Consider the following 22,686-nt stretch of genomic DNA (forward strand, 5'->3'; position numbering starts at 1 on the left):
AAACGAACGTCCGAATATCGATTCATGACCATGCAATCATCTTAAGACAGTTGTATAATACAATAGTTGTGGTATTCAAGTGAGCTATGTGCTCAAGCACAACCCAGCAATCCACAAGGGGGAATGTATGATGTCTGCACAATCTCAGGCTCCGGATGAATTTGCCGAAGCCGAAACAAGTATTCTGCGTCAGCCAGCTCCGGTTTGGGCCGTAGCCTTCGCCTGCGTCGTCGCGTTTATGGGGCTGGGCCTGGTAGATCCGATTTTACCGGCAATCAGTGCACAACTGCATGCAAGCAAAGCCCAAACCGAGTTGTTGTTTACCAGCTACATGCTTGTCACCGGTTGCATGATGGTGTTCACCGGCTTCATCAGCACGCGCATCGGCCCTAAGTACACGCTGCTCATTGGCCTCTTGTTCATCACTGGCTTTTCCTTTTTTGCCGGGCGATCCGCAAGTGTCGGCCAAATTGTCGGTTTCCGCGGTGGCTGGGGTGTCGGCAACGCGATGTTTATCGCGACAGCGCTCAGCGTGATTGTATCCTCTGCACGCGGCTCAGCGGCTAGTGCTGTCATTTTATACGAAGCCGCGCTGGGGCTGGGCATGTCGGTAGGACCCTTGCTTGGCGGCACACTTGGTTCGCATAGCTGGCGCTATCCATTCTACGGCGTCGCAACCTTGATGGCGATTGGATTTATTGCGGTTCTTCTATTCCTTCGCGGCGTACCTAAGCCCGCGCATCGAGCGTCTATTTTAGCTCCCTTTCAGGCGTTGCGCCATCTCAGTCTGCTCACACTTGGGCTCACCGCACTCTTTTATAATTTTGGCTTTTTCACGTTGCTCGGCTATGCGCCGTACCCACTTCATATGAGCGCGCATGGCATTGGCTATACGTTCTTTGGCTGGGGCGTGTTACTTGCCATCACATCTGTGTTCATTGCGCCCAAACTGGCTGAGAAATTTGGCGTCTTGCGCACCATGTATGGGATTCTCGCATTGTTTGCAGCGGATTTGCTGGTCATGGGGCTAGGTATCCACTCACAAATCACATTAGTGATTTGCATTATCGTCGCAGGTGCATTCCTTGGTGTAAACAACACCTTAATTACGACAGCCGTCATGCAGGCGGCGCCTGTGGAACGCCCAACTGCGTCCGCTGCGTACAGCTTCGTGCGTTTTGTCGGTGGCGCTGTGGCACCCTGGTTGGCCGGCAAACTCAGTGATGCCGTTGGCCCTGCCATGCCGTTTTATGTTGGTTGTATCGGCGTGCTAGTGGCGTTGGGTATACTGTTCCTGGGCAGAAACGTGCTACGCCATGTCAATGCGAGTTCGCATTAAGGTGGCGCTGACGCGCAAAGGAGCGGTCGCATGGAACTCTATTTTCTCGGCACAGGTGCCGGCCTTCCGTCGACAAGGCGCAACGTGACTTCCATCGCGCTGCGCCTTTCGCGTGGGACAAGCAGAGTTTGGCTGTTTGACTGCGGCGAAGGTACGCAACAACAAATGTTGACGGCACCGTTTGGACCCTCGAAAATCAATCGCATCTTCATCACCCATTTGCATGGCGACCACATCTATGGCTTGCCGGGCATGCTCGGCAGCCGTTCCTTTCAAGCGGGCAGCGGTCCGCTATCTATCCTCGGACCGCATGGCCTCCGTACTTTCCTCGAAACCGCTATAGCCACGAGCGGAGCGCATCTTTCCTACGCTTTGGACGTAACCGAACTGGGCAATGAGTTGCAATCTGTGATCGTGGATGGAGACTACGAGGTAACCTGGCGGCCTCTGCGCCACGGCATCCCGTCGTATGGCTACCGCATTCAAGAAAGGCCGTTTCCAGGGGCTCTGCGAAAGGATTTGTTGGAAGCAGCAGGCCTGCCGCCAGGCCCGCTATACAAAGAGATTAAATCCGGACAGGACGTCACCCTGCCAAATGGTCGTACCATCGTCGCCAAAAACTATATCGATCCGCCCGAACCAGGGCGTATCGTCGCCATCTTGGGCGACACGCGGCCTTGTGACGAAGCGGTGACACTGGCGCAGAACGCCGACATCATCGTCCATGAAGCCACGTATACCGCTGCCGACACCGATCTCGCAGCTCGCCATCAGCATTCGACCGCGGCTGAAGCCGCCGAAATCGCGCGCGCAGCGGGTGCGCGCAAGCTCGTGCTGACACATGTCAGCTCGCGTTACGATAGCATGGGTGAAGAACAACTGCTCGCCGATGCCAGGCGCATCTTTCCCAACACCGTACTCGCACACGACCATCTGAGCGTGCCCGTGGAGCGCGTCAGCTCAAGGTGACATGGATACCAATTTCTCTCAACTTATCAAAAAACGTCGGACACGTCTTTGAGACGCAACCAGGATCCTCAATTTCAATACCGGGCACGAGTAAGCCAATCAGTGAAGCCGCCATCGCCACGCGATGATCATCAAACGAAGAAAGGCGAGCGCCGTGCGGGGTACCTGGGTAAATTGTCACTCCGTCTGCCCTCTCATCGACCGCAATGCCAATGCTGCGCAGCGTCTGGACGATGACATGTAACCGGTCCGATTCATGATGACGAATGTGTTCGACGTCCGTGATCGAGATAGGACCGTCGGCAAACGGGGCGATGAACGCAAGCGTCAAGGTTTGATCCGACATTTCCTTCATGCTGATGGTCATACCGCCACGCAGGCGCTCCGGCCCCTGTACGGCGATTCCCTGACCCGATGTATCTACAGCGCATCCCATCTGGGCTAGAACATCGACGAAATGTACGTCCGGTTGGCGCGTGTCATACTTTAAGTTTTGCACGCGTACCTGTCCACCGGTGAGCGCGGCGGCCGCCCAAAAGTAACATGCCGTCGACGCATCTGCTTCAATCGCATATTCCCTGCCAATATAGCGTGATGCCTCGACCTCTATGGCAGTCAGTCCTGGCGCCTCATGCACGCGCGCGCCGAATTCGCGCATCATATCGAGCGTGATATGAACATACGCGTGTTGCACAATGTGATCGACAATCTCCACAGTTAACGGAGATTGTGCGTACGGCGCCGCAATGAGCATCCCGCTGATGAACTGCGACGATGTTGCCCCGGACATGCGAACGGCGCCCCCTGCGAGTCCGTTGGCTGTCAGGCGGATGGGAAGTGTATGCGGGCGCTCTGACAAGGGCGTGATGGAGGCGCCAAGCGATATAAGCGCCTGGAACAATTCGCCCATCGGGCGCTCATTCATACGGCGACTGCCACGAATGACCCACGAGCCATGTCCAGCCGCTAGAGCACTTGTCAAAAAGCGTGCAGCAGTACCTCCCGCACCCGTGTACACCTCAGTGTCAACGTTTGGCCAAGAGCCGCCTGTGCCTTCGACGAGCACCACCTCTGGTCCTACATCAACACGTACGCCCAACTGCCGTAACGCCTCAATGCACCAGTACGCATCGTCACTTCGCAGCACACCTGACAGCTGCGATACACCCTCTGCGAGCGCCGCGATAATCAATGCCCGATTGGTCACACTCTTGCTGCCCGGGACCACGATATCTGCCACAACCGGCTGTCCGGGAGGTGTTATGGCAGCTACATGAACACCGTGCAAAGCCCATGGCGATCTCGCGTGCAAATCTGCCTCCTGCGATGACATTCGCTCACCCCAATCTTATGGAAGACGCTTGATCCGATTGGCAATGGCCTCGCGTGGCTTCGCCTCTGGCACTTCTCGGGGATAGCCCACACCAATGATGTTTGCGACCTCGTAATCCTCCCCGACACCAAGGGTCTCGCGCGCCGCATCCGTCCAACCAATGGATGTCCAGCGAATGCCCGCACCATGACTTTGCGCCAACAGGCTAAAATTCTGTATGAAACACGAGACAGCCATCAGGTTTTCATCGCGCTCGACCTGCGTTTGACCGCGCTTCGCCAAAATGGCTAAAACAAGCGGCGCATCGCCGAAGTTTTGCCCATGCTTCAACTGTGCCCGCGTTTCCGACCCGACAACGAGCACCTGCCAAGGCTCGGTCATCTTGTGGTTCGGAGCAAGCTTCGCTTCCTCCAGCCAACTCATCCATAGCGCTTCGTCAATGGGTTCTGGCTTAAAAAACTTGATATGACGCCGTGTGCGAATTGCTTCAAGCACGTCCATCGCTTCTCCCCCTAAAATCTTTACTGTCCACTCGCCTGCTGCTTGTGCTTGCGCCAAATCGACAAGTCGCGCTGAAGAACGTCTTCCAAAGCCGCGATGTCCGAAGCAAAATAACGTTGCAACTCGGCGCGAATGTCCGGATCCATCTGTACCCGTTCCAACACCATCGACTTCATTTGATTGCCGATCCGTTCGCGGAAACTCGCAGGTAAAAACGGTTTGACAATCTCTTTAATCCCGTGTGGCTTCGAAATAAAGTTGTAAATCGCCCGCGACTTGGGCACTCCCGATTCGTTGTGGCGAATGGAGGTATCTGGTGTGAAATCGGGTGAAATTTCAAGAAAGGTGCAGACATCGCGGACAGCGGCCACCGGATTGCGCGAAAATTCTTCAAAAATGATAACCTTCACACGCTCCGGTCCAAATACGTCGAGATAACGCTGTACCTGCTCAGCATACAGGCCTACGGCTCGATAATACCATAACGGTTCGAAGTCCCCCGCGATGCGTTCGTCCTCTTTCGCCAAGGATTCGCGAAACGGCAGCCGCTCTCTTTCGTCGCGTACCAGATGCATATATGCGGAAAAGGCGCGATCGACCGGGTTGCGCAGCATGATGATGATGCGCGCGTCTTCGTATGCCTCGTAAATGCGTTTGGCCGTCCCGGGATAATACAAATAGAATACGGATGACTCGCCGACTGCCTTCTCGTCACGCACTCCATCAAACAAAAGATCGTATTCGGCGCGATCGCGAATCGTATATAAGTTCATGCCTTCATCGCCGGGTCCGCGGAACGCAGGCGGAAAGTCCGGGATCGAGAAGTAATGTGCTTCTTTTTTGGGCGGGATGAACACCTCGGGGTGTTGGCTCAAATAGCGATCCAACGAACTGGTCCCTGACTTTGCGGCCCCGACAATAAAGAAATTCGGCCTTCCCAACCTCTTCACCTCCGCTCACGAACGGTTGTCGCGGCCTGTCCAATGCCACTTGCCTGCGGTATCACACCTTGTTCTTCCAAATGACGAATGATCTCTGCAACACAATCGGACACGGCCATCCGATCCGTATGTAACACAATATCCGGATTCTCGGGCGGTTCATAGACCGCGTCAATACCGGTAAAATTGCGAATCTCGCCTGCCAAGGCCTTCTTGTACAACCCCTTGGGATCGCGCTGCTTACACACTTCAATCGGACATTCGACATAGACTTCGTAAAACTCGCGTTCTCCGAATCGGCCGCGCGCCTTTTCGCGATCTTCTCGCGTCGGCGAGATGAGTCCCGCGATGACAATCATGCCCGCATCGACGAACAATTTCGCGATCTCGGACACCCGGCGGATGTTCTCACTGCGATCCGCCTCGCTAAAACCGAGGTCCGCATTGATGCCGTGGCGCAGATTGTCGCCATCCAACAAGTATGTGCGCAGGCCGCGGCGGTGCAACGTGAGTTCAAGTTCGCAGGCAATGGTCGACTTGCCGGCGCCTGATAATCCTGTAAGCCAAATGGCGCAACTCGAGTGGCCGTTTAAGCGGCGTCGATCTTCTTTTGTCACAGGCGTCGGCTGCCAAACGATTGAATTCATGTCGTAACCTCACTTTTGTCATTTGTGCAGCAAGCGTTCCATCAATTCGGCCAGTCGGCCAACCACGTGCTGCGTCGTAAACTCTTCCGGAATGGCAATCTGATTCGCCACGCCAGATTGAAACTCGGCAAAACAACGGCGAATGCCCTTTTCAACACCATCGACATCGCACGGGCTGACAACGAAATGGCCGTGCTGACGCAAAATATCTGCCGCCGTTCCTTGTTCGTCCGTAATACCCAGGATTCTCCTCCCCGCTCCCAGATAATCGATCAACTTGGACGCCAAAAATGGATTTCTCCCATTCGCGGATGGAGCGTCAATCAATAGAAGGACGTCTGCCTGCCGCATCATGTTCAAACTTTCTAGATACGATACGCGACCCCGATGCACAGGAACCGGCGACTGTGCGACGAGATCGGCAAATTTGGCCTCCACGTTGCCGAAAAACTGCACCACTGTGCGCGCTGCCATCGCAGGCTCGGCCGCCACAGCTTTGTGCAAGCCTGCCAGGAACGGTTCGGGAGATCTCGCTCCGTAAAAATCCCCTAAATAGGAGAAGACCAACTTGTCAACGAGCTCTGGTGCTCGCGCAACAGCGTTGGGATAGAGTTCCGGTGTGAAGTGATGCGGCAAAATCACCGATTTCTGCGCGAGCGGCAATGCCGGGTACGACCGTTCGTACATCTCCTGAATTTCCGCAGTTGGGAAAATCAGCACATCGGCTTCCTCGACAACAGCTTGTTCCATCCGCTGATTGAATAGCTTGCGCCTGCTCGTATGATGGACGTGATATGGGTTATTTGCCCATGGATCGCTAAACTGTGCAACCCAAGGTCTCCCTGTACGCCGCTTAATACCTAACGCCAGAATATGACTGGCACCGGGTTGAGAGCGGCTATAAATCACATCGCACTGACTTTCGTTTGCACCTAGATGAGTAGCTTTCGCCCACAAATAGTTTTCATCAACCACAAGCCCCATCAGCTTCTCCAGAGCCCGCCGCGGTTTATAGGCCGTGGGCTTCCATGTCCGCGAACGGATCACATCCACTGCATCTGGCAACTGCAAACGTGCATCCGATCCCGCTCTTTCATCGCTTGTAACAAGCCGTAGCCGAAAGTGGCTGGCCAACTCGCGCAACGTCTTCCACACCAAAATCGCCTCCGCATTCAACTGCGGCGGCGCAAAGTAGGAAACGACCAAAACGGTCGGTTTCGCCCTGGTCACGGGTCTTCCCCCTATTCAATAGGCTGCATTGATATCTGCCATGATTGCCTCGCTGTGAACGTCCCTAGTCTACACAAAGGGAAAGGCATCAACAACGAAACACATAGGGGCACACCTTTCGGGATGACGAGGGTGCCACAGCCCATACAGTCAAACGCATGCAGTCAAAGGTGGATACCCTTCCGGCGCAGGTTTTCACGGCACTCCTGCAAATATCTAGCATCGTGCTCAGGGTAAATCGGCCTTGTTGGCGAGTATTGACGCGGATCAATTGCGATGGGCTCAAGGCGTCGCCCGCGGTAGCCCGGCACGCGCCACTCTGGTGCGACGCGATAGCCGTGTACCTGCATTTCGTCCATCACGAGAGCGTGGTACTGGACGAGGTATTCATAAGGATGACGAAACACATAGTTGACAGTCGCATGCGGACGATTCCAGCCAAGTCCGCGCAAAGCACAACACTCTCGATGCTGACCCAAAAGTTGCTGGCGCGGCAAAACAGCAATCAAAGCTTCATGCCACAGGCGCATGCGTGCCTCCTTGAACGCAACTGAGTCCCCCGGTACAACGTTTGGTACTTTGGGGGACAAGGTACATGTTCAGTATACAGATAAAGCATTGAGACTTCATTGAGATTTTTTTGAGGAAAGGCTAAGCGCAATCATTTTATAGTGTTTCGTGCACATCACGAACAGATGGTATCTCGTGCCGGCGCGTTTGATCTCTGACAATGAACACGGCGATGGCTGCTATGAAATATACAGCTATGATGATACTCATCAACACACTTGATAAATAGATTCTGCCTGTCGGCGCGCTCTCTATGCCCGGATCACTTTCTCCTTTCGCCCGTCCTTTTCACGTATGCATTGACAACGGTAAGCCACCGATGTAGTGTATTGTTTGTTACTCATGGTTACAAAAAGTTAGCTGATATATTTTGTGAATCTACATGTCCTGATTACGATTGACCTAGTTCTTCGATTTGAACACTTGAGCGTCCGATAAACGCTTTGCGGATACGGCAGGTCTATTTGGGTCACTATGATTCTGTTTATGGGGAGATCCGTGAGGTAGCAGGACACAATGAAAGATGCCCAAACCGAATGGTCAACGCCATTGCGGTCGCAGTCACCGAACACAGAGCGTGCGAACTTCAGGTTCATAAGGAGCTGGATTTTGTGAGTAAAGAAATTCTCGGCATTCATCATATCACCGCCATGTCCGGCATTGCACAAGCAAATATAGATTTTTACGTTGGCGTTCTCGGGCTTCGGTTGGTGAAGAAGACAGTAAACTTTGATGCACCGGACGTGTACCACTTTTATTATGGTGACACCGTCGGCAATCCCGGGACCATCTTCACGTTCTTCCCGTTCGGCGAAGGCCCAAGAGGGCGCAGCGGAGCAGGTCAGGCAACCGTGACGTCGTTCTCCATTCGCCCTGAATCAATCGCCTTCTGGATCCAACGGTTACAAGACCATGGCTTGTCTGTCAGCGGTCCGCAAGCGCGATCGCATGATCGACAAGTCATCACGTTTTACGATCCCGATGGTCTTGCGCTCGAACTGGTTGCACATAAAGGAGCCGAGAAAAGACCAGGGTGGCAAGACGGCCCTGTGCCAAGCGAGCATGCGATCCGCGGTTTCTACAGCGTTACCATAAAAGTGAAGAATCACGTGTTAACTTCCGCGTTGCTTAAGGACGTGATGGGCTTTCGGTTGATTGAACAGAACGGGTACCGTTTTCGCTATGAGGTTGGAGAAGGCGGACCTGGAACCATGATTGACGTCATTAGCCAGGAAGATGCCGCGTATGGGAGACAATCCATCGGAACCATTCACCATATTGCTTGGCGTGTAGCCAATGAAGAAGAACTCGTTTGGTGGCAACAAAAACTTCTGAATGTCGGGTTACATGTCACGGAAGTCAAAGACCGCAATTACTTCAAATCCGTTTACTTCCGCGAGCCAGGCGGTGTTCTGTTTGAATTGGCAACCGATCCGCCGGGATTCGCGATCGATGAATCCGTCGAGAACTTGGGATCGAGTTTAAAGCTGCCCGAATGGCTTGAGCCCACTCGTTCCAACCTGGAAGCTCAATTACCACCTATCACCGTTCCGAAGATCAGGGGGTAATTCACGATGACCTTCATACACAAGTGGATTCCGTCTGCGACTGGTACGAACGAGACCACTTTGCTTCTATTACATGGCACCGGGGGAAACGAAGAGGACCTGTTTCCCCTTGCGCGGTTTTTAGCTCCTCATGCCGCAATGCTTGGGGTACGCGGTAAAGTCCTTGAAAACGGCATGCCACGTTTTTTCCGTCGACTAGCCGAAGGTGTATTCGATGAAGAGGACCTGATTTTCCGCACGCATGAACTTGCTCGATTTATTGAGGAAGCAACCAAGACGTATTCGCTTAACCCAGAACGAATCTATGCCGTAGGTTACTCGAATGGAGCCAATATAGCGGCTAGTTTGCTGTTCCTTGAGCCGGCCATTTTATCAGGAGCCGTCTTGTTCCGCGCGATGGTTCCACTTGAACCAGCAGAACTGCCCGACCTGGCAGGCAAGCGTGTGCTGATGCTATCAGGAAGACATGATCCAATTGTTCCACCAAACAACAGTGAGAGGCTTGCACAGATGTTCCAACAGGCGGGTGCAGACATCGCCTTAAACTGGAAAAATGCTGGACACGGCTTAACAAATTCAGAACTTGCGGTGGCCCGAAAGTGGATGGAACAGTTGCAAAACTAGGCTTCGTGCACGATTTACACATCGTGATGGATGTGTTCACCGGTAGCCGGAGTCCACTTCTTGGGCAGGTGCCACCCATAATGTAGAGAGATCATTCGCAGCACAACGACTATTACAAATAAGGCGTACTGAGCGGGTGCCACCGGAACGATGCCCAGTCCGACACAGAGCCCCGCAAACAACGCCCAAACAGCATAGATTTCGGATTGAAATACGAGTGGCTTGCGCCCCGCCAAAACGTCGCGGATGATTCCTCCACCAATACCCGTCATGAGAGCGGCCACAAGTGTGGTCGCGAATGTACTATGTACATGATGGGCGTAAGTCGCTCCTTCGATCGCAAAAGCAGATAACCCAATCGCATCAAAAAAGCTGACAACTCGTTGCCAACGATGCATCCACTCATAGGGCAACACAAATACAATACATATTGTAATGGTGGCCGTCAGAAACAGTGATGGCTGGTGCCAGATATTCGCTACCGGCAATCCAACTATTAAATTGCGAATCATGCCGCCACCGAACGCAGTGACGAATCCCAAGATAAATACACCTAATAGATCAAACTGCTCCTCAATCGCTACCAGCGAGCCGCTGACCGCGAAGGCAATCGTACCAATGATGTTCAAAACGCCCCAGACGATTGCGAATCACCTCCTGCCGTACAAGCAGCGACAATGATGCGCCTACGTTCGACCGCAACGACCGCCGCATCACCAATCGTCGAGAAACTTCTTCCGTTCGTTGGGTGCCGGAATCCGACAGGCGTTACGCTGGCCGAACCAAGCATAACGGTGCCTAGCAACCCAGTCGTAGATTGTATCGCGTGTCTGCTGTGGAATCCATCGAAAATAGCTCAACCACGACCAAGGCCAGGGAAGTTCCGTGCAGATTTGCACAACAGCGGAGGATCGTTCATAAAGCTTACCACGAAAGAAGACAAACACCGAGTTCCGGCATCGTCTGCTCATTCCGTGTTGTTCCAGCAACTTTTCGGCAAATGGCGACTGCAATGAAGCAAATCGCAAGATATCTTTACGATCACGCCGCAAAAGCCAATCCACGATTCCGTTACACAGTGGACAAACACCGTCAAACAAAACAATGATTTTGTCATCCTCCGCCATACCCTCACCACCGCACTAGAGGTGACCCCATACTCCCAATATACAATGAACGCGTCGGAATGTCCGGCGCGTTCATTGTATAGCATGCTTTACTTTACCTTAAGTACGGTTTGTACATGTGGTCCGTCTTTGACCAACACCTCAGCGTCCAGAGCAAGCTCTGTGCTGGACTTCGGCAAACTCTTGGGAACGGCAATCGTCCCGCTCCATGTATCGTTTTTGCCAGCTTGGAAAATTCTCGTCACCAGCGTCTTGGAACCGTGCGCGGTGCCATCGAAGAGTGTTACCTGTACGTCCTTCTGCGCAAAACCATTGGCAACTGTGCCTGTAACGGTTAACGTCTGCCCTGGCGCGACCATTTGTTCCGCTTTTGGCGAGGTCACTGTGATGGTGTTCGCCGCATGGACACTATCTGACTTCGATTGGTTCGAGGTCGCTGCGGTACCTTTGGTCGTGGCTTTCTTGGTTGTACTTTTAGCTGCCACAGATTTCTTTGCGCTGGTAGCCTTGTCCCCCGACGTCGTGTGTTTTGCCGAAGAAACGGTTGTACTTGCCGCACCGCCACTTGTGCTGTTACCACTCGTGCTATTGGCAGATGTACCACACCCAGCCAAGGCCAGAATGGCCACTGCTGTAATTCCAAACATGCTAATCTGTTGCTTGCGGTTCATACACCCATCTCCCTTGTAAAATCAGCGCGATCGCGCGCCAATGGGTATGCTGAACCTCCTAACTCAAAAACGCCTCAGAAGAAAGCCCTCACACATTTGACGATTTTATGAACAGCGGCAAATGCGGTAAATGACGATTGCAATACAGGGTAAAGCGCCATGATTTGCCCTTCGTGGATCAAGGTGCAAGCGGCGGGCACATTGAGTACAATCTGTAATGGAAACAACGAATCTCACAAAGGGTGAACAACGTGCCCCCACTAACGAATCGGCAAGCTGCTTTACTCGAACTGTTGGTCAATGCGACGGCGCCCATCCCAGGCCAGGCGCTCGCCGACGAACTAGGCGTAACGCGCCAGGTCATTGTGCACGACATTGCGCTTTTGCGCGCCGCTGGGCAACGAATCTTTGCAACCCCAAAAGGATACCTTATCGAGTCTGTACTGCCAGCCAACAAACAAACCGTTTTGGCTGTCTCGCATACGCCGGAGCAAACCGAAGCGGAACTGTGCATTCTGGTTGACTGCGGCCTGCGTGTGCTCGATGTGCGTGTAGAGCACCCAGTCTACGGGGAATTGGTGGGCAACCTGTTGTTATCTTCACGCCGCGACGTCGACTTATTTATGCAAAGAATTCGCACAGAACAAGCGCCTTTACTGTCGACATTGACAGGTGGTTATCACTATCACCGCGTGGAATACCAGGAAGACGAGCAGTTGCATGCAGCCGTCCACCAACTGACACAGGCGGGAATCCAGCTTCTCGCAAATGGTGAATTGCCGATTGTGCCGGAGAGATAGTTGCAATGTCCGGCACCCTCCCGTCGTTCGCCTGCACGCGCCCATACATGGTAAAAGGCCGTCCCTGGACGACCTTCACCCACCCGCTCCAATTCGCCACGCACCAGTCCTGATCTCGCCAAACCACTTTACTCCTTGACAAACCGCCGCTGTGTCTTCTTTCCGTCATAGGAAAAGATCACATCCCGGCCTTCGACAACGGTTTGCAAATGCACTTGCCTGCCCCAGACTCGATGTAGGTACGGCAATGTGCGCTCCAGATGCCGCAGGTCTAACTCCACACCCTCGTACTCGTGTTTGATGTACAACTCGCCATTCCGATTATAGTCTCCATCTTCGACGTACAGTACGGGAATTCCACCATTGACGCGGGAGGCGACGATGGTGTCACGAACCTTTTCCCAGTCTGTCTCCACGACGCGCCAATCGTTACCAACCTTCTGGTATAGATATAGATCCAACTTCTCAATCAGATCTTTTGTGAGATAATTGCGCAGGAACGAAACGTCGTTCTCCATCTCGCGCACTTCGAAAATCTTTTCGCGACCCTGCCCTGGTTGACGCCCAAACTTGTCGATCTCGTCAACGGTTGGTTCATTCCATCTCCGTTCAATATCTTCCCAAATCGCCAGTCCGATGTGGTAAGGATTGATACTCATCCGCGATGGCAACACAACGCCGGAATGCATTTTGGCAAACTCGATGGCCTCATCGTCCGTCAAGTCCATCTCGCGCATGATTCGCAAATGCCAATATGTGGCCCAGCCTTCGTTCATGATTTTCGTCTCGAGTTGAGGCCAGAAATAAAGCATTTCTTCGCGCAAAATGGAGAGAATGTCGCGCTCCCACTCCTCCAGTGCCGGACTGTTCTCAATGATAAACAACATGACGTCCTTCTGCGCTGCTCTCGGTTTGACAATCGGTTTTTTTCCATCGTCTGCAGGTGGCTTGCCATCCAACTCCCAGAGATCATCGTATGGTGTACGCGCATGTGGATTCGATTTAAAAACCACCTGATTATCGCCGCGACGCTGCAGGAACTGTTGCTGTTTCACGACTTTACGCGCATTGCGTCCATCCGTCGAAGCGTCGATGTGTTCAGAGAGCGCAAGGCCTGCGTCAAGCAACTGCTCAACCCGGCCCCGTCCGTACTGTAGTTCATAATGGTAAATGCGTTCCGCACTGGCGGCCATGCGTTCCACCATATCGCGGGAAGTATAGCGAAATGTTGCGTTGTTCTTAAAGAAGTCACAGTGCCCTAACACGTGCGCACAAACAGTCTTGTTCTGGAGAAGTGTGTTGCCATCGAGCAAGAATGCGTAACAAGGATTGGAATTGATGACGAGTTCATAAATCCGACTCATACCGAGATCATAATCGAGTTTCATCCTGTGGAATTGTTTACCAAACGACCAGTGGTGGAACCGCGTCGGCATGCCATACGCACCAAAGGTATAGATAATATCCGCCGGACATACCTCATATCGCATGGGGTAAAAATCGAGCCCGAACGATTTGGCGATGTCCGTCATCTGTTCGATACTGGCGCCAAGTTGTGCCATTTCTTCGTTGGTCATGCGCTTCTCACCCCGCCGCTGCTTTGCGAAAAGAAATGGCGTAACGCTCCGTAAACTTCCGATTTTTCACGAATGACGTACTTCCGGAATTGCGGAAGTTCAAACTTTCCGTAGGCGCTCATCAGTGTTGACGCGCGCGAGTACTGGTTCACCTCCGCATACCCAAACATGCGCGACATGGCACACAACTCTGTGACCAATTTGACGCATTTTTCGTTGTCGGAAGTCAAGTTGTCACCGTCCGAAAAGTGGATCGGGTAAATGTTATAACGTTCGGGTGGATATTCGTTTCGGATCATCGTCAATGCGTATTCATAGGCGGAGGAGCATATCGTGCCCCCGCTTTCACCTTTATTGAAGAAATGCTCTTCATCGACTTCGTGCGCCTCCGTATGGTGCGCGATGTAGCGAATTTGCACATTCGCGTACTTCGTCCGTAAGAAGCGCGTCATCCAGAAGAAGAATGTACGGGCACAATATTTTTCAAACAACCCCATAGACCCGGACAGGTCCATCATCGCCAGGATGACCGCGTTGGAATCCGGCTTCGTGATATCTTCCCAGGTCTTATAGCGAAGGTCTTCCGGCGTGATGCTCACCCGTTTTTCATGCGGACGCCCTGCACGGCGGATGGCTTGTAGCAACGTACGCTTTTTATCAATGTTCGTGGATAGCCCTTTTTTTCGCACGTCGCGAAAATCGACCGTCTCCACGGTCATATCCGCCGCCTCTTTGTCGGCCAGGTCAGGAAGCTCCAATTCCCGAAAGAGTACCGCTTGAATTTCGTCCAAGGTCACTTCCGCCTCGGTGTAATCGACACCTGGCTGCTCGCCGGCCCCCTCGCCCTGCCCTGGCCCAGGTGCACCGTCCTGATCCGGACGACCACGGGCGACGACGTCGCCCACTTGTGTGTTGCCAGAACCCGTGCCGGCATGGCGTCCCTTTTGGAAGTTGTAACGAATCCGGTATTCCTCCAGCGAACGTATCGGGACCTTCACAATCTGCTTGCCGTCACTCATGATGAGGCTTTCGTCGCTGACGAGATCGGCCAGATTCTCGCGAATCGCCTCTCTCACCTTTTCTCGATGCCGTTCCTGATCTTGCTGGCCCTTGCGATGCAAGGACCAGTCTTCACGCTCCAAGGTAAATTCGATCACGCCGCCTCTCCCCCCGCCTTGTCAGCGATTGAGCAAGCTACCGGTATACCGCAACAACTCGTTTGCGCAAACCGAGCAATATCCGTGTTCGTCGATCAATCGTGCGGTTACCTCGTTGATCTTTTTCAGCTGCGCTTCGTCCGGCGTCTTGGAGGAAGTCGTAATCTTGACGACGTCTTTCAAGTCCGCAAACAGCTTCTTTTCGATCGCTTCGCGCAACCGCTCATGCGAATGATAATCAAACCGCTTGCCGCGGCGGGCATACGTGGATATGCGAATCAAAATTTCTTCGCGGAACGCCCGTTTCGCGTTTTCCGAAATGCCGATCTGCTCCTCAATGGAACGCATCAACTTTTCATCGGGATCGATCTCCTCGCCTGTCAGGGGATCTTTCAGTTTTTGCCAGTTGCAGTATGCCTCGACGTTATCGAGGTAGTTATCCAGCAGGGTCTTTGCCGATTCCTCAAACGAATAGACGAACGCCTTTTGCACTTCCGTCTTGGCCATCTCGTCGTATTCACGCCGCGCCATGGCGATAAAATTGAGCAGCCGTTCGCGATCCTCCGCCGAGATCGACGGATGTTGATCCAGGCCGTCCTTGATTGCGCGCAAGACGTCGAGCGCATTGATGCACTGCGTATCGCGGCGAATGAGCGCTGTGGATATACGGTTGATGATGTAGCGCGGATCGAGCCCAGACATACCTTCGTCGGGGAACTCTGTGCGAAGTTCCTTGACGTCTGCTTCCTTCATTCCTTCCACGGTCTGGCCATTGTACAAGTAAAGCTTCTTCAATAGATCGACGCCCTGCTTCTTCGATTCCTTCAGCCGGGTAAGAATCGAGAAAATTGCAGCCGTGCGCAGGGCATGGGGCGCGATATGCACATGCTTCAAGTCACTCTGCTGAACCAGTTTCTCGTAAATTTTGACTTCGTCATCGACGCGCAGGTTATAGGGCACAGGCATGACAATCATGCGCGATTGTAAAGCCTCGTTCTTTTTGTTGGAGACAAATGCACGATATTCCGCCTCATTGGTATGTGCGACGATCATTTCGTCGGCCGAAATCAAGGCAAAACGGCCAGCCTTAAAATTGCCTTCCTGCGTAAGGCTAAGTAAGTGCCACAGGAATTTCTCGTCACACTTGAGCATCTCTTGGAACTCCATCAGACCGCGATTGGCCTTGTTCAACTCGCCATCGAACCGGTACGCCCGCGGATCGGACTCGGAACCGTACTCCGTGATTGTCGAAAAGTCGATGCTGCCGGTGAGGTCGGCGATGTCTTGCGACTTCGGATCGGACGGGCTGAATGTGCCGATGCCGACGCGCCGCTCCTCCGACAGCAAGACGCGTTCGACAGGCACTTGCTCGATCCGCCCGCCGAACTCCTCATCGAGCCGCATGCGGCAACTTGGGCAGAGATTGCCTTCGATGCGAACGCCATACTCCGCCTCAAACTCACTGCGCAGTTCCTGTGGAATCAAGTGCAGTGGTTCCTCGTGCATCGGGCAATCGGCAATCGCGTAGACGGCGCCAGAAGGTGTGCGCGAATAGCGTTCAAGCCCGCGTTTTAGCATCGTGACGATGGTCGACTTGCCGCCGCTTACGGGGCCCATTAAGAGAAGGATCCGTTTCCGGACATCGGTCCGCCGGGCTGCAGCGTGGAAATATTCCTCGACAAGGCGCTCAAGCGTCGCCGACAGTCCATACATTTCCCTTTCGAAAAATAGGTAATGATGGTTGCCGTCGGCGTCCGTCTCAATACCCTCAGAGGCAATCATGTCATAAATTCGAGCATGGGCCGTCTTGACAACATCGGGGTTCTCGCGAACGATTTCCAGGTAATCAGCAAACGTTCCTTTCCAACGCAGAGCTTCTTCCTCCGCGCGATACGAGTTCAGTCGGTCAAGAAAACTCATGGTCCCATCCTCCTCCAGGATCGGTTGCACGTCTTCTCGCCTGAAGCGACCTGCAACAGACTGGACGCCTTTGTTCATCCTATTCCGTTTTGGCTTGCCAACATGCCCATGCTGTCAGTTTTGGGCCAGTCCTGGCATCTCTTTTGCAAAGGACGCACTAAGGAGGGAGATTTCCTAAAGCGTTGAGATGTACTGAATGCTATTAAGACGGTCGATGAAGTCCAATTTTCAGCTTTCCGTTGTTTGTTTTGGCTAGGTGCATAGTATACATGCGTATTCCCACTGCAAACACGATCAGGAGGGGCAACGCGATACCCTTGATACACATATTTCCTGCAAAGTATACTGCCGCTCCCAAACCCACTGCCAGCAAAGCATGCACCTCGTGCTGGAAAACTGAGGGACGACGTCTTGCCAATAAGTCACGTATGATTCCCCCACCAGTGCTCGTCAAGAGTGCAGATATAATAATCATTCCGAACGATCCACTGTGGGACTTCGCATATATGGCGCCCTGAAGCGCATAGGAGACAAGCCCCACCGAGTCGAACCATAATCCCCAACGCCTCCAGTGATGGACAAAATAACGTGATACCACAAAAAGGAAAACAAGAGTAGACAAAATAATGCATAAGGTTTCTGTGCTAGTTACATTTGTAACTGGCACTCCAAAGACAAGGTTCCGGACTACTCCACCGCCAAATGCATTAGTTAATCCTAGAGTGAGCACACCTACGAGTTTGTATCGGGCAGTAAAGGCTGCAAACGCACCACTCGCTGCATAGAAAAACACACCCAAGAAATGTATCATTATCCACTCCATATTCCCATTTTTTCCTCCCCTCATCCTGACAGTTTTAAGCTGGCCACTGCGCTTCCGATGACTACTGAGTGCATTTTCTTTTATGAACGCAAAAAACACCGAGAATTTACATCCATATACGGACGTAAATCTCGGTGGAGTAGTAAAAAACACAAATGTATTTTTTAACCAATCCACAACATGATACAACATCTGATAATTTGTCGAAACTGGTGCCCTATGAAGATTCAAGTACAGCGTACGTTTCGACGTCGTCATTATATCATATCTCTTATTACATCTCCCGCGTTTACGACTCAGCCCAGGCTTCATTAAAACAATTCATGTCGTGTTCTACATCCAAAACAAAAAACTTGGATTGCAAGCATGACCTAACTCAAACAGGACAAACTGTCAAACATCATGAAGGGAGATGAATCAAAAATGGCTTACGGCAAACCCCCAGAAGGACGGAACAAAATCCAGGATATGACCATCGCCTTAACCGGTTCCGACTCGGTACAAAAGGACAAACGTTACCATGAACCGACGGACAGCACGGTCAAGGCGATGGACGGGAATTGGCGAGAACAAGAGAAAAGAAAACACCAATAAATAATGATTATCGATCCCGGTTCGCAAGCCAGATGAGCGCGTCCGGGATTTGCTTTTGCCACACGCCCCAGATGTGATTGCCGGGGCCGACGCGATAGGTAATATCGGCACCGCGATCGATCAAAAGGTCTCGCATGGACTGGTTGTACGACAAAAAGTCGTAAACGCCCGACGGCGTCTGCGCCTGAGCTTCCTCGTCTCCAATGAACATATACGCAGCCAACCGCGACAAATCCGGCTCTTGTTCAATCCGCCTTTGATACTCCGGAAAATATGCGCCAGAGAACAAAATCGTCCGATGAAACCACTGCGGATACGTCAATACGAAACTGAGTGTCGCGACCGCCCCCAGCGAAATCCCTGCCATATAGCGAGCGCGATCGTCCATTGGATACATCGCGTCTAAGTACGGAATGCATTCCTCGGCTACAAACTGCAGATACTGGCGATGGCGTGCGCCATCCATGGCATAGTCGTCGCGCCGCTTGTCCAAATTGACGGCGATGCCGACGATGTAAAACGGAGGCAGTTGCCCTTCCGACATCAATTCGTGGGCAATGGTCGCCGTTCTGCCATGCGTAAAAAACTCAATCCCGTCGTGGCAATATACGACCGGAAGTGGACCGTGTCCCTCGGCAACCGGCGGCACAAAAACCTTAAGGGCCCGCTCCTCCCCGCCAAGAGCGCGGCTTGTGATCACGTGAGATGCAACTTTTCGGGGGTGAAGTTCCGACATCGTTCGCCAGCCTCCTCGTGCTGCCGTGCGATCGCGCCAAATCGTCTGTGAAAGCGCTGTACACAGCTGTTATACTCGTAAAGCAAGCTTATTCTATAACAGAACATTTCGCGCTGAATCGTGATCGTTTCGCACGTTCCGATGTGGTGTATTATAATATTTATCGACCTGTATCACTACTTTAGATATGAGGTGACAGATTTGAGCCAAGCGGTTGCTCAATACGAAACCCCGTACGTTCAGATTCTGGACGAAAACGGGAATGTGACAAACCCTGACCTGCTTCCGTCACTTTCCGACGAGCAGTTGCGAGAACTGATGAAACGCATGGTCTTCACGCGGATTTGGGATCAGCGTGCCATTAAGCTGTCGCGCCAAGGCCGACTCGGCTTTTATGCCCCGGTCGCGGGTCAAGAGGCGTCCATGATTGGATGCGAATTCGCGACGCAAAAAGAAGACTTTTTGCTCCCTGGCTATCGGGATATTCCGCAATGTTACTTCCACGGCTATCCCCTGCATCAACTGTTTCTTTACTCACGCGGTCACCAACTCGGTGGCAAGGTTCCGGAAGGCGTTAACTGCATGCTCCCCCAGATCATCATTGGCGCACAGATTGTCCAGACGCCGGGTGTTGCTCTCGCCTTTAAACTGCGCGGCGAGAAGCGGGTTGCCATCACCTTTACGGGCGACGGTGGCACGTCGCAGGGCGACTTTTACGAAGGCATGAACTTTGCGGGCGCCATGAACCTGCCGGCGGTGTTCTTCGTGCAAAACAACCAGTACGCAATTTCCGTTCCTCGCGAATTGCAAACCCGCGCCAAGACGCTCGCGCAAAAGGCAGTCGCAGCTGGTATCCCAGGCGTGCAAGTCGATGGCATGGATGTGCTTGCCGTTTATCATGTCACGCACGAAGCCGTGGAACGCGCTCGCGCTGGTGAAGGGCCGACGATGATTGAAGCCGTGACGTTCCGCTACGGTCCGCACACGATGTCCGGCGACGATCCGACGCGCTACCGCACCAAAGAGACGCAAGAAGAGTGGGAACGCAAAGATCCGCTCATCCGTTTCCGCAAGTATTTGGAGAGCAAAGGAATCTGGTCAGAGTCGGAAGAACAGGCGTACATCGAAGAGGCAAAGGAAATCGTCAATCAGGCCTTAAAGCAAGCTGATGAAGCGGAAAAGATGACGGTAGCCGACCTCATCGATACGATGTTTGCGGAGCCGACGCAGACGCTGAAACGGCAACGCGCAGAGATCACCGGCGAGGGGGCGAACTAAATGGCGCAAATGACGATGATTCAAGCGATCACGCACGCGCTCGACCTCGAGTTGGCGCGCGACGAACGCGTGCTCGTGTTTGGCGAAGACGTGGGTAATAACGGCGGCGTGTTCCGCGCGACAGAAGGGCTACAGAAGAAATACGGCGCAGATCGCGTCTTTGATACACCGCTTGCGGAAAGTGGCATTATTGGGTTGGCGAACGGCTTGGCCATTCAAGGATTTCGTCCTGTTCCAGAAATTCAGTTCTTCGGCTTCGTTTTTGAGGCCTTCGACCAAATCGCGGGACAACTTGCACGCACGCGGTACCGCTCGGGTGGCCGCTATACTGCACCTGTGACCATCCGCTCTCCGTTCGGCGGCGGTGTACATACACCCGAGATGCACGCAGACAGCTTGGAAGGATTGTTCGTGCAGACACCCGGGATCAAAGTGGTTATCCCAAGCAACCCATACGAGGCTAAAGGACTGTTGCTTGCGGCCATTCGCGATCCGGATCCTGTCATCTTCCTCGAGCATATGAAGTTGTACCGTTCGTTCCGTCAAGAGGTTCCAGAAGACGACTACACCATTCCGCTTGGTGTGGCGAATGTCGTACGCGAAGGTAAGGATGCGACCGTGATCGCCTACGGTGCAATGGTCAGTGTTGCGCAAAAGGCTGCTGAACAATGGTCGAAAGAAAAAGGGTTCGAAGCCGAAGTCATCGACTTGCGTACCATCAGCCCTATCGACATCGACACGATTGTCAAGTCGATTCAGAAGACAAATCGTGCTATTGTCGTGCAGGAAGCACAGCGTTCGGCTGGTGCTGCGGCGGAGATTGTCGCACAGATCAACGAGCAAGCCATCTATCACCTGGAGGCTCCTGTGTTGCGTGCGACGCCGCCTGACACCGTCTATCCGTTTGGCATGATCGAAGACGAATGGTTGCCGACGCCGCAATACGTCGTCGATACGCTTAACAAAGTGATGACGCTTTAATTTTTGGAGGTGATCGAATGGCTCTGTTTGAATTCGGCTTGCCCGAGTTAGGTGAAGGTCTGCACGAGGGCCGCATCAGCAAATGGCTGGTCAAACCCGGCGACCAAATTCAGGAGGACGACGCTGTCGCCGAGATCGAAAACGACAAATCGCTTGTTGAACTCCCCTCTCCGGTCAGTGGCAAAGTCGCAGAGATCAAGGTTCCCGAAGGAACGACCTGCGTCGTCGGCGACATCATCCTGACGATTGAGGTCGAAGGAGATGCACCGGCAGCCGCCCCGGCGCAACAACAGTCCGCACCTGAGCCTGCGACTGCGCAAACCCAGCCGGCACCTGTGGCAGCACAGCCAGTGGCAACTGCAACGACAACAGCACAAAGTGCTGCACAGCAGGTGCTTGCAACGCCCGGAGTGCGCCGTTATGCCCGCGAGGCTGGCGTCGATATTCGTGCGGTGCAAGGAACAGGAAACAACGGAAAAGTGACGAAAGAAGACATTGACCGTGCGAAATCCGGTGCGCAACCAGCACCAGTCGAGGCCTCGACAAGTGTGGACGCTGCGCCGACGACGCAAGCTGCCGTATCCGTCACAGGCGATGAAGTCGAAGAACGTGTGCCGTTGCCGATGATCCGACAGGCGATTGCACGTGCGATGGTCAAGAGCAAGTATACGGCTCCACACGTCACCTTGATGGACGAGGTAGACGTGACGGAACTCGTGAAACTGCGCAAGGAAATCAAGCCGATTGCGGAACAGCGCGGCGTCAAGATCACATACTTGCCGTTCATCGTCAAGGCGTTGATTGCAGCTCTGCGGACAAAGCCACAGTTGAATTCGACGTACGACGAGGAAAAGCAGGAGCTCATCCTTAAGCACTACTACCATATTGGCATTGCGACAGACACGGATCGCGGGTTGCTCGTGCCAGTGGTTCGTCACGCCGATAAGAAAAACATGTGGACGATTGCTGAGGAGATCAACGATCTCGCCACGCGTGGACGCGCCGGCAAGTTGACGCCTGCAGAAATGCGCGGAAGTACGATTTCCATCACCAACATCGGTTCTGCCGGCGGCATGTTCTTCACGCCCATTATCAATTATCCGGAAGTGGCAATTCTCGGCGTCGGACGGATTACGGAAAAGCCGGTCATCCGCAATGGAGAATTTGCAGTTGGTCAAATGATGTCACTTTCACTCAGCTTCGACCACCGTGTGATCGACGGTGCACTCGGTCAACAGTTCGTCAACGACATCAAGCGCATGCTGGAAAATCCGCGCTTGTTGCTCCTGGAGGTGTAATC

At 53.1% G+C, this 22,686-nt stretch carries 23 protein-coding genes; 9 read left to right on the forward strand and 14 right to left on the reverse strand.

Annotation, left to right across the window (positions count from 1 at the left end; genetic code table 11):
* The first annotated feature begins 130 nt into the window (after positions 1-130).
* Positions 131-1,339 (forward strand): MFS transporter, encoded by a 1,209-nt coding sequence (locus QMF38_RS06735; RefSeq protein WP_281758986.1) that lies wholly within the window; start codon positions 131-133, stop codon positions 1,337-1,339.
* Between the two features lie 30 nt (positions 1,340-1,369).
* The gene (rnz, locus tag QMF38_RS06740) at positions 1,370-2,308 is read left to right on the forward strand and encodes a ribonuclease Z (protein WP_281758987.1); all 939 of its coding nucleotides are present in this window, start codon (positions 1,370-1,372) and stop codon (positions 2,306-2,308) included.
* On the opposite strand, the gene aroA is transcribed toward rnz, so the two are convergent.
* The 6 genes from aroA to QMF38_RS06770 form a co-directional block, all read right to left on the reverse strand.
* Positions 2,295-3,641, reverse strand: coding sequence for a 3-phosphoshikimate 1-carboxyvinyltransferase (gene aroA / locus QMF38_RS06745; RefSeq protein WP_281758988.1), 1,347 nt, complete (start codon positions 3,639-3,641; stop codon positions 2,295-2,297). The two genes, rnz and aroA, sit on opposite strands and share 14 nt — an antisense overlap.
* 15 nt (positions 3,642-3,656) lie before the next feature.
* The gene (locus tag QMF38_RS06750; RefSeq protein ID WP_281758989.1) at positions 3,657-4,142 is read right to left on the reverse strand and encodes a nitroreductase family protein; all 486 of its coding nucleotides are present in this window, start codon (positions 4,140-4,142) and stop codon (positions 3,657-3,659) included.
* A 20-nt stretch (positions 4,143-4,162) separates the two neighbouring features.
* Positions 4,163-5,083 (reverse strand): sulfotransferase family protein, encoded by a 921-nt coding sequence (locus QMF38_RS06755; protein WP_281758990.1) that lies wholly within the window; start codon positions 5,081-5,083, stop codon positions 4,163-4,165.
* Between the two features lie 5 nt (positions 5,084-5,088).
* Positions 5,089-5,730 carry an adenylyl-sulfate kinase gene (gene cysC, locus QMF38_RS06760; protein WP_281758991.1) on the reverse strand — a complete coding sequence of 214 codons (642 nt, stop codon included), beginning with the start codon at positions 5,728-5,730 and terminating at the stop codon, positions 5,089-5,091.
* Positions 5,731-5,748: 18 nt separating this feature from the next.
* Entirely contained in the window at positions 5,749-6,960 is a 1,212-nt protein-coding gene (locus tag QMF38_RS06765) for a glycosyltransferase (protein WP_281758992.1), read from the reverse strand.
* A gap of 164 nt (positions 6,961-7,124) precedes the next feature.
* On the reverse strand, positions 7,125-7,490 hold the full coding sequence (locus QMF38_RS06770; protein WP_281758993.1) for a TIGR02328 family protein: 366 nt from the start codon (positions 7,488-7,490) through the stop codon (positions 7,125-7,127).
* Positions 7,491-8,141: 651 nt separating this feature from the next.
* Between QMF38_RS06770 and QMF38_RS06775 the strand changes: the two genes are divergently transcribed.
* A complete protein-coding gene (locus QMF38_RS06775; RefSeq protein WP_058095294.1) occupies positions 8,142-9,098 on the forward strand; it encodes a ring-cleaving dioxygenase in 957 nt (318 codons plus the stop codon).
* A 6-nt stretch (positions 9,099-9,104) separates the two neighbouring features.
* On the forward strand, positions 9,105-9,722 hold the full coding sequence (locus QMF38_RS06780; RefSeq protein ID WP_058095290.1) for an alpha/beta hydrolase: 618 nt from the start codon (positions 9,105-9,107) through the stop codon (positions 9,720-9,722).
* A 14-nt stretch (positions 9,723-9,736) separates the two neighbouring features.
* Here QMF38_RS06780 and QMF38_RS06785 read toward each other — a convergent pair whose 3' ends face one another.
* The 3 genes from QMF38_RS06785 to QMF38_RS06795 all read right to left on the reverse strand — a co-directional run bounded on the left by QMF38_RS06785 (position 9,737) and on the right by QMF38_RS06795 (position 11,520).
* Positions 9,737-10,366 carry a trimeric intracellular cation channel family protein gene (locus QMF38_RS06785; RefSeq protein ID WP_390854210.1) on the reverse strand — a complete coding sequence of 210 codons (630 nt, stop codon included), beginning with the start codon at positions 10,364-10,366 and terminating at the stop codon, positions 9,737-9,739.
* Between the two features lie 69 nt (positions 10,367-10,435).
* The gene (locus QMF38_RS06790; protein WP_058095288.1) at positions 10,436-10,849 is read right to left on the reverse strand and encodes a thiol-disulfide oxidoreductase DCC family protein; all 414 of its coding nucleotides are present in this window, start codon (positions 10,847-10,849) and stop codon (positions 10,436-10,438) included.
* Positions 10,850-10,938: 89 nt separating this feature from the next.
* Complete coding sequence (locus QMF38_RS06795) at positions 10,939-11,520, reverse strand: hypothetical protein (RefSeq protein ID WP_058095287.1); 582 nt, start codon at positions 11,518-11,520, stop codon at positions 10,939-10,941.
* A 251-nt stretch (positions 11,521-11,771) separates the two neighbouring features.
* Here QMF38_RS06795 and QMF38_RS06800 point away from each other — a divergent pair, with 251 nt between their 5' ends.
* Positions 11,772-12,320, forward strand: coding sequence for a transcription repressor NadR (locus QMF38_RS06800; RefSeq protein WP_058095286.1), 549 nt, complete (start codon positions 11,772-11,774; stop codon positions 12,318-12,320).
* Positions 12,321-12,448: 128 nt separating this feature from the next.
* On the opposite strand, the gene QMF38_RS06805 is transcribed toward QMF38_RS06800, so the two are convergent.
* The 4 genes from QMF38_RS06805 to QMF38_RS14815 all read right to left on the reverse strand — a co-directional run bounded on the left by QMF38_RS06805 (position 12,449) and on the right by QMF38_RS14815 (position 18,109).
* Positions 12,449-13,897: a SpoVR family protein gene (locus QMF38_RS06805; RefSeq protein WP_058095285.1), complete on the reverse strand. Its 1,449-nt coding sequence runs from the start codon at positions 13,895-13,897 to the stop codon at positions 12,449-12,451.
* Positions 13,894-15,054 carry a sporulation protein YhbH gene (gene yhbH / locus QMF38_RS06810; protein WP_006446484.1) on the reverse strand — a complete coding sequence of 387 codons (1,161 nt, stop codon included), beginning with the start codon at positions 15,052-15,054 and terminating at the stop codon, positions 13,894-13,896. Before yhbH ends, QMF38_RS06805 begins: the two co-directional genes overlap by 4 nt.
* 21 nt (positions 15,055-15,075) lie before the next feature.
* The gene (locus QMF38_RS06815; protein WP_058095283.1) at positions 15,076-16,974 is read right to left on the reverse strand and encodes a PrkA family serine protein kinase; all 1,899 of its coding nucleotides are present in this window, start codon (positions 16,972-16,974) and stop codon (positions 15,076-15,078) included.
* A gap of 202 nt (positions 16,975-17,176) precedes the next feature.
* Positions 17,177-18,109, reverse strand: a complete 933-nt coding sequence (locus QMF38_RS14815) for a trimeric intracellular cation channel family protein (RefSeq protein ID WP_083496192.1) — start codon at positions 18,107-18,109, stop codon at positions 17,177-17,179.
* A 111-nt stretch (positions 18,110-18,220) separates the two neighbouring features.
* Here QMF38_RS14815 and QMF38_RS06820 point away from each other — a divergent pair, with 111 nt between their 5' ends.
* Positions 18,221-18,391, forward strand: coding sequence for a hypothetical protein (locus tag QMF38_RS06820; protein ID WP_281758995.1), 171 nt, complete (start codon positions 18,221-18,223; stop codon positions 18,389-18,391).
* A gap of 7 nt (positions 18,392-18,398) precedes the next feature.
* Here the strand turns inward: QMF38_RS06820 and QMF38_RS06825 are convergent, their stop codons facing one another.
* Positions 18,399-19,127: an alpha/beta hydrolase gene (locus QMF38_RS06825; RefSeq protein WP_058095281.1), complete on the reverse strand. Its 729-nt coding sequence runs from the start codon at positions 19,125-19,127 to the stop codon at positions 18,399-18,401.
* A 141-nt stretch (positions 19,128-19,268) separates the two neighbouring features.
* Between QMF38_RS06825 and pdhA the strand changes: the two genes are divergently transcribed.
* The 3 genes from pdhA to QMF38_RS06840 are packed head-to-tail and all read left to right on the forward strand — an operon-like array spanning position 19,269 to position 22,684.
* Positions 19,269-20,405, forward strand: coding sequence for a pyruvate dehydrogenase (acetyl-transferring) E1 component subunit alpha (pdhA, locus tag QMF38_RS06830; RefSeq protein ID WP_157057265.1), 1,137 nt, complete (start codon positions 19,269-19,271; stop codon positions 20,403-20,405).
* Entirely contained in the window at positions 20,406-21,386 is a 981-nt protein-coding gene (locus QMF38_RS06835; protein WP_058095279.1) for an alpha-ketoacid dehydrogenase subunit beta, read from the forward strand.
* Positions 21,387-21,403: 17 nt separating this feature from the next.
* The gene (locus tag QMF38_RS06840) at positions 21,404-22,684 is read left to right on the forward strand and encodes a dihydrolipoamide acetyltransferase family protein (RefSeq protein WP_058095278.1); all 1,281 of its coding nucleotides are present in this window, start codon (positions 21,404-21,406) and stop codon (positions 22,682-22,684) included.
* The last annotated feature ends 2 nt before the right edge of the window (positions 22,685-22,686 follow it).

Origin of the sequence: Alicyclobacillus hesperidum subsp. aegles, assembly GCF_027923525.1 — a bacterium.
Classification (GTDB): Bacteria; Bacillota; Bacilli; order Alicyclobacillales; family Alicyclobacillaceae; genus Alicyclobacillus; species Alicyclobacillus aegles.

What these genes read in the sequence shown, in the direction of transcription:
- QMF38_RS06735 (WP_281758986.1), top strand. Translation starts at nt 131, where the DNA reads ATGTCTGCACAATCTCAGGCTCCGGATGAATTTGCCGAAGCCGAAACA.
- rnz (WP_281758987.1), top strand. Translation starts at nt 1,370, where the DNA reads ATGGAACTCTATTTTCTCGGCACAGGTGCCGGCCTTCCGTCGACAAGG.
- aroA (WP_281758988.1), bottom strand. Translation starts at nt 3,641, where the DNA reads ATGTCATCGCAGGAGGCAGATTTGCACGCGAGATCGCCATGGGCTTTG.
- QMF38_RS06750 (WP_281758989.1), bottom strand. Translation starts at nt 4,142, where the DNA reads ATGGACGTGCTTGAAGCAATTCGCACACGGCGTCATATCAAGTTTTTT.
- cysC (WP_281758991.1), bottom strand. Translation starts at nt 5,730, where the DNA reads ATGAATTCAATCGTTTGGCAGCCGACGCCTGTGACAAAAGAAGATCGA.
- QMF38_RS06770 (WP_281758993.1), bottom strand. Translation starts at nt 7,490, where the DNA reads ATGCGCCTGTGGCATGAAGCTTTGATTGCTGTTTTGCCGCGCCAGCAA.
- QMF38_RS06780 (WP_058095290.1), top strand. Translation starts at nt 9,105, where the DNA reads ATGACCTTCATACACAAGTGGATTCCGTCTGCGACTGGTACGAACGAG.
- QMF38_RS06790 (WP_058095288.1), bottom strand. Translation starts at nt 10,849, where the DNA reads ATGGCGGAGGATGACAAAATCATTGTTTTGTTTGACGGTGTTTGTCCA.
- QMF38_RS06795 (WP_058095287.1), bottom strand. Translation starts at nt 11,520, where the DNA reads ATGAACCGCAAGCAACAGATTAGCATGTTTGGAATTACAGCAGTGGCC.
- QMF38_RS06805 (WP_058095285.1), bottom strand. Translation starts at nt 13,897, where the DNA reads ATGACCAACGAAGAAATGGCACAACTTGGCGCCAGTATCGAACAGATG.
- QMF38_RS06815 (WP_058095283.1), bottom strand. Translation starts at nt 16,974, where the DNA reads ATGAGTTTTCTTGACCGACTGAACTCGTATCGCGCGGAGGAAGAAGCT.
- QMF38_RS14815 (WP_083496192.1), bottom strand. Translation starts at nt 18,109, where the DNA reads ATGAAGCCTGGGCTGAGTCGTAAACGCGGGAGATGTAATAAGAGATAT.
- QMF38_RS06820 (WP_281758995.1), top strand. Translation starts at nt 18,221, where the DNA reads ATGGCTTACGGCAAACCCCCAGAAGGACGGAACAAAATCCAGGATATG.
- QMF38_RS06825 (WP_058095281.1), bottom strand. Translation starts at nt 19,127, where the DNA reads ATGTCGGAACTTCACCCCCGAAAAGTTGCATCTCACGTGATCACAAGC.
- pdhA (WP_157057265.1), top strand. Translation starts at nt 19,269, where the DNA reads ATGTGGTGTATTATAATATTTATCGACCTGTATCACTACTTTAGATAT.
- QMF38_RS06835 (WP_058095279.1), top strand. Translation starts at nt 20,406, where the DNA reads ATGGCGCAAATGACGATGATTCAAGCGATCACGCACGCGCTCGACCTC.
- QMF38_RS06840 (WP_058095278.1), top strand. Translation starts at nt 21,404, where the DNA reads ATGGCTCTGTTTGAATTCGGCTTGCCCGAGTTAGGTGAAGGTCTGCAC.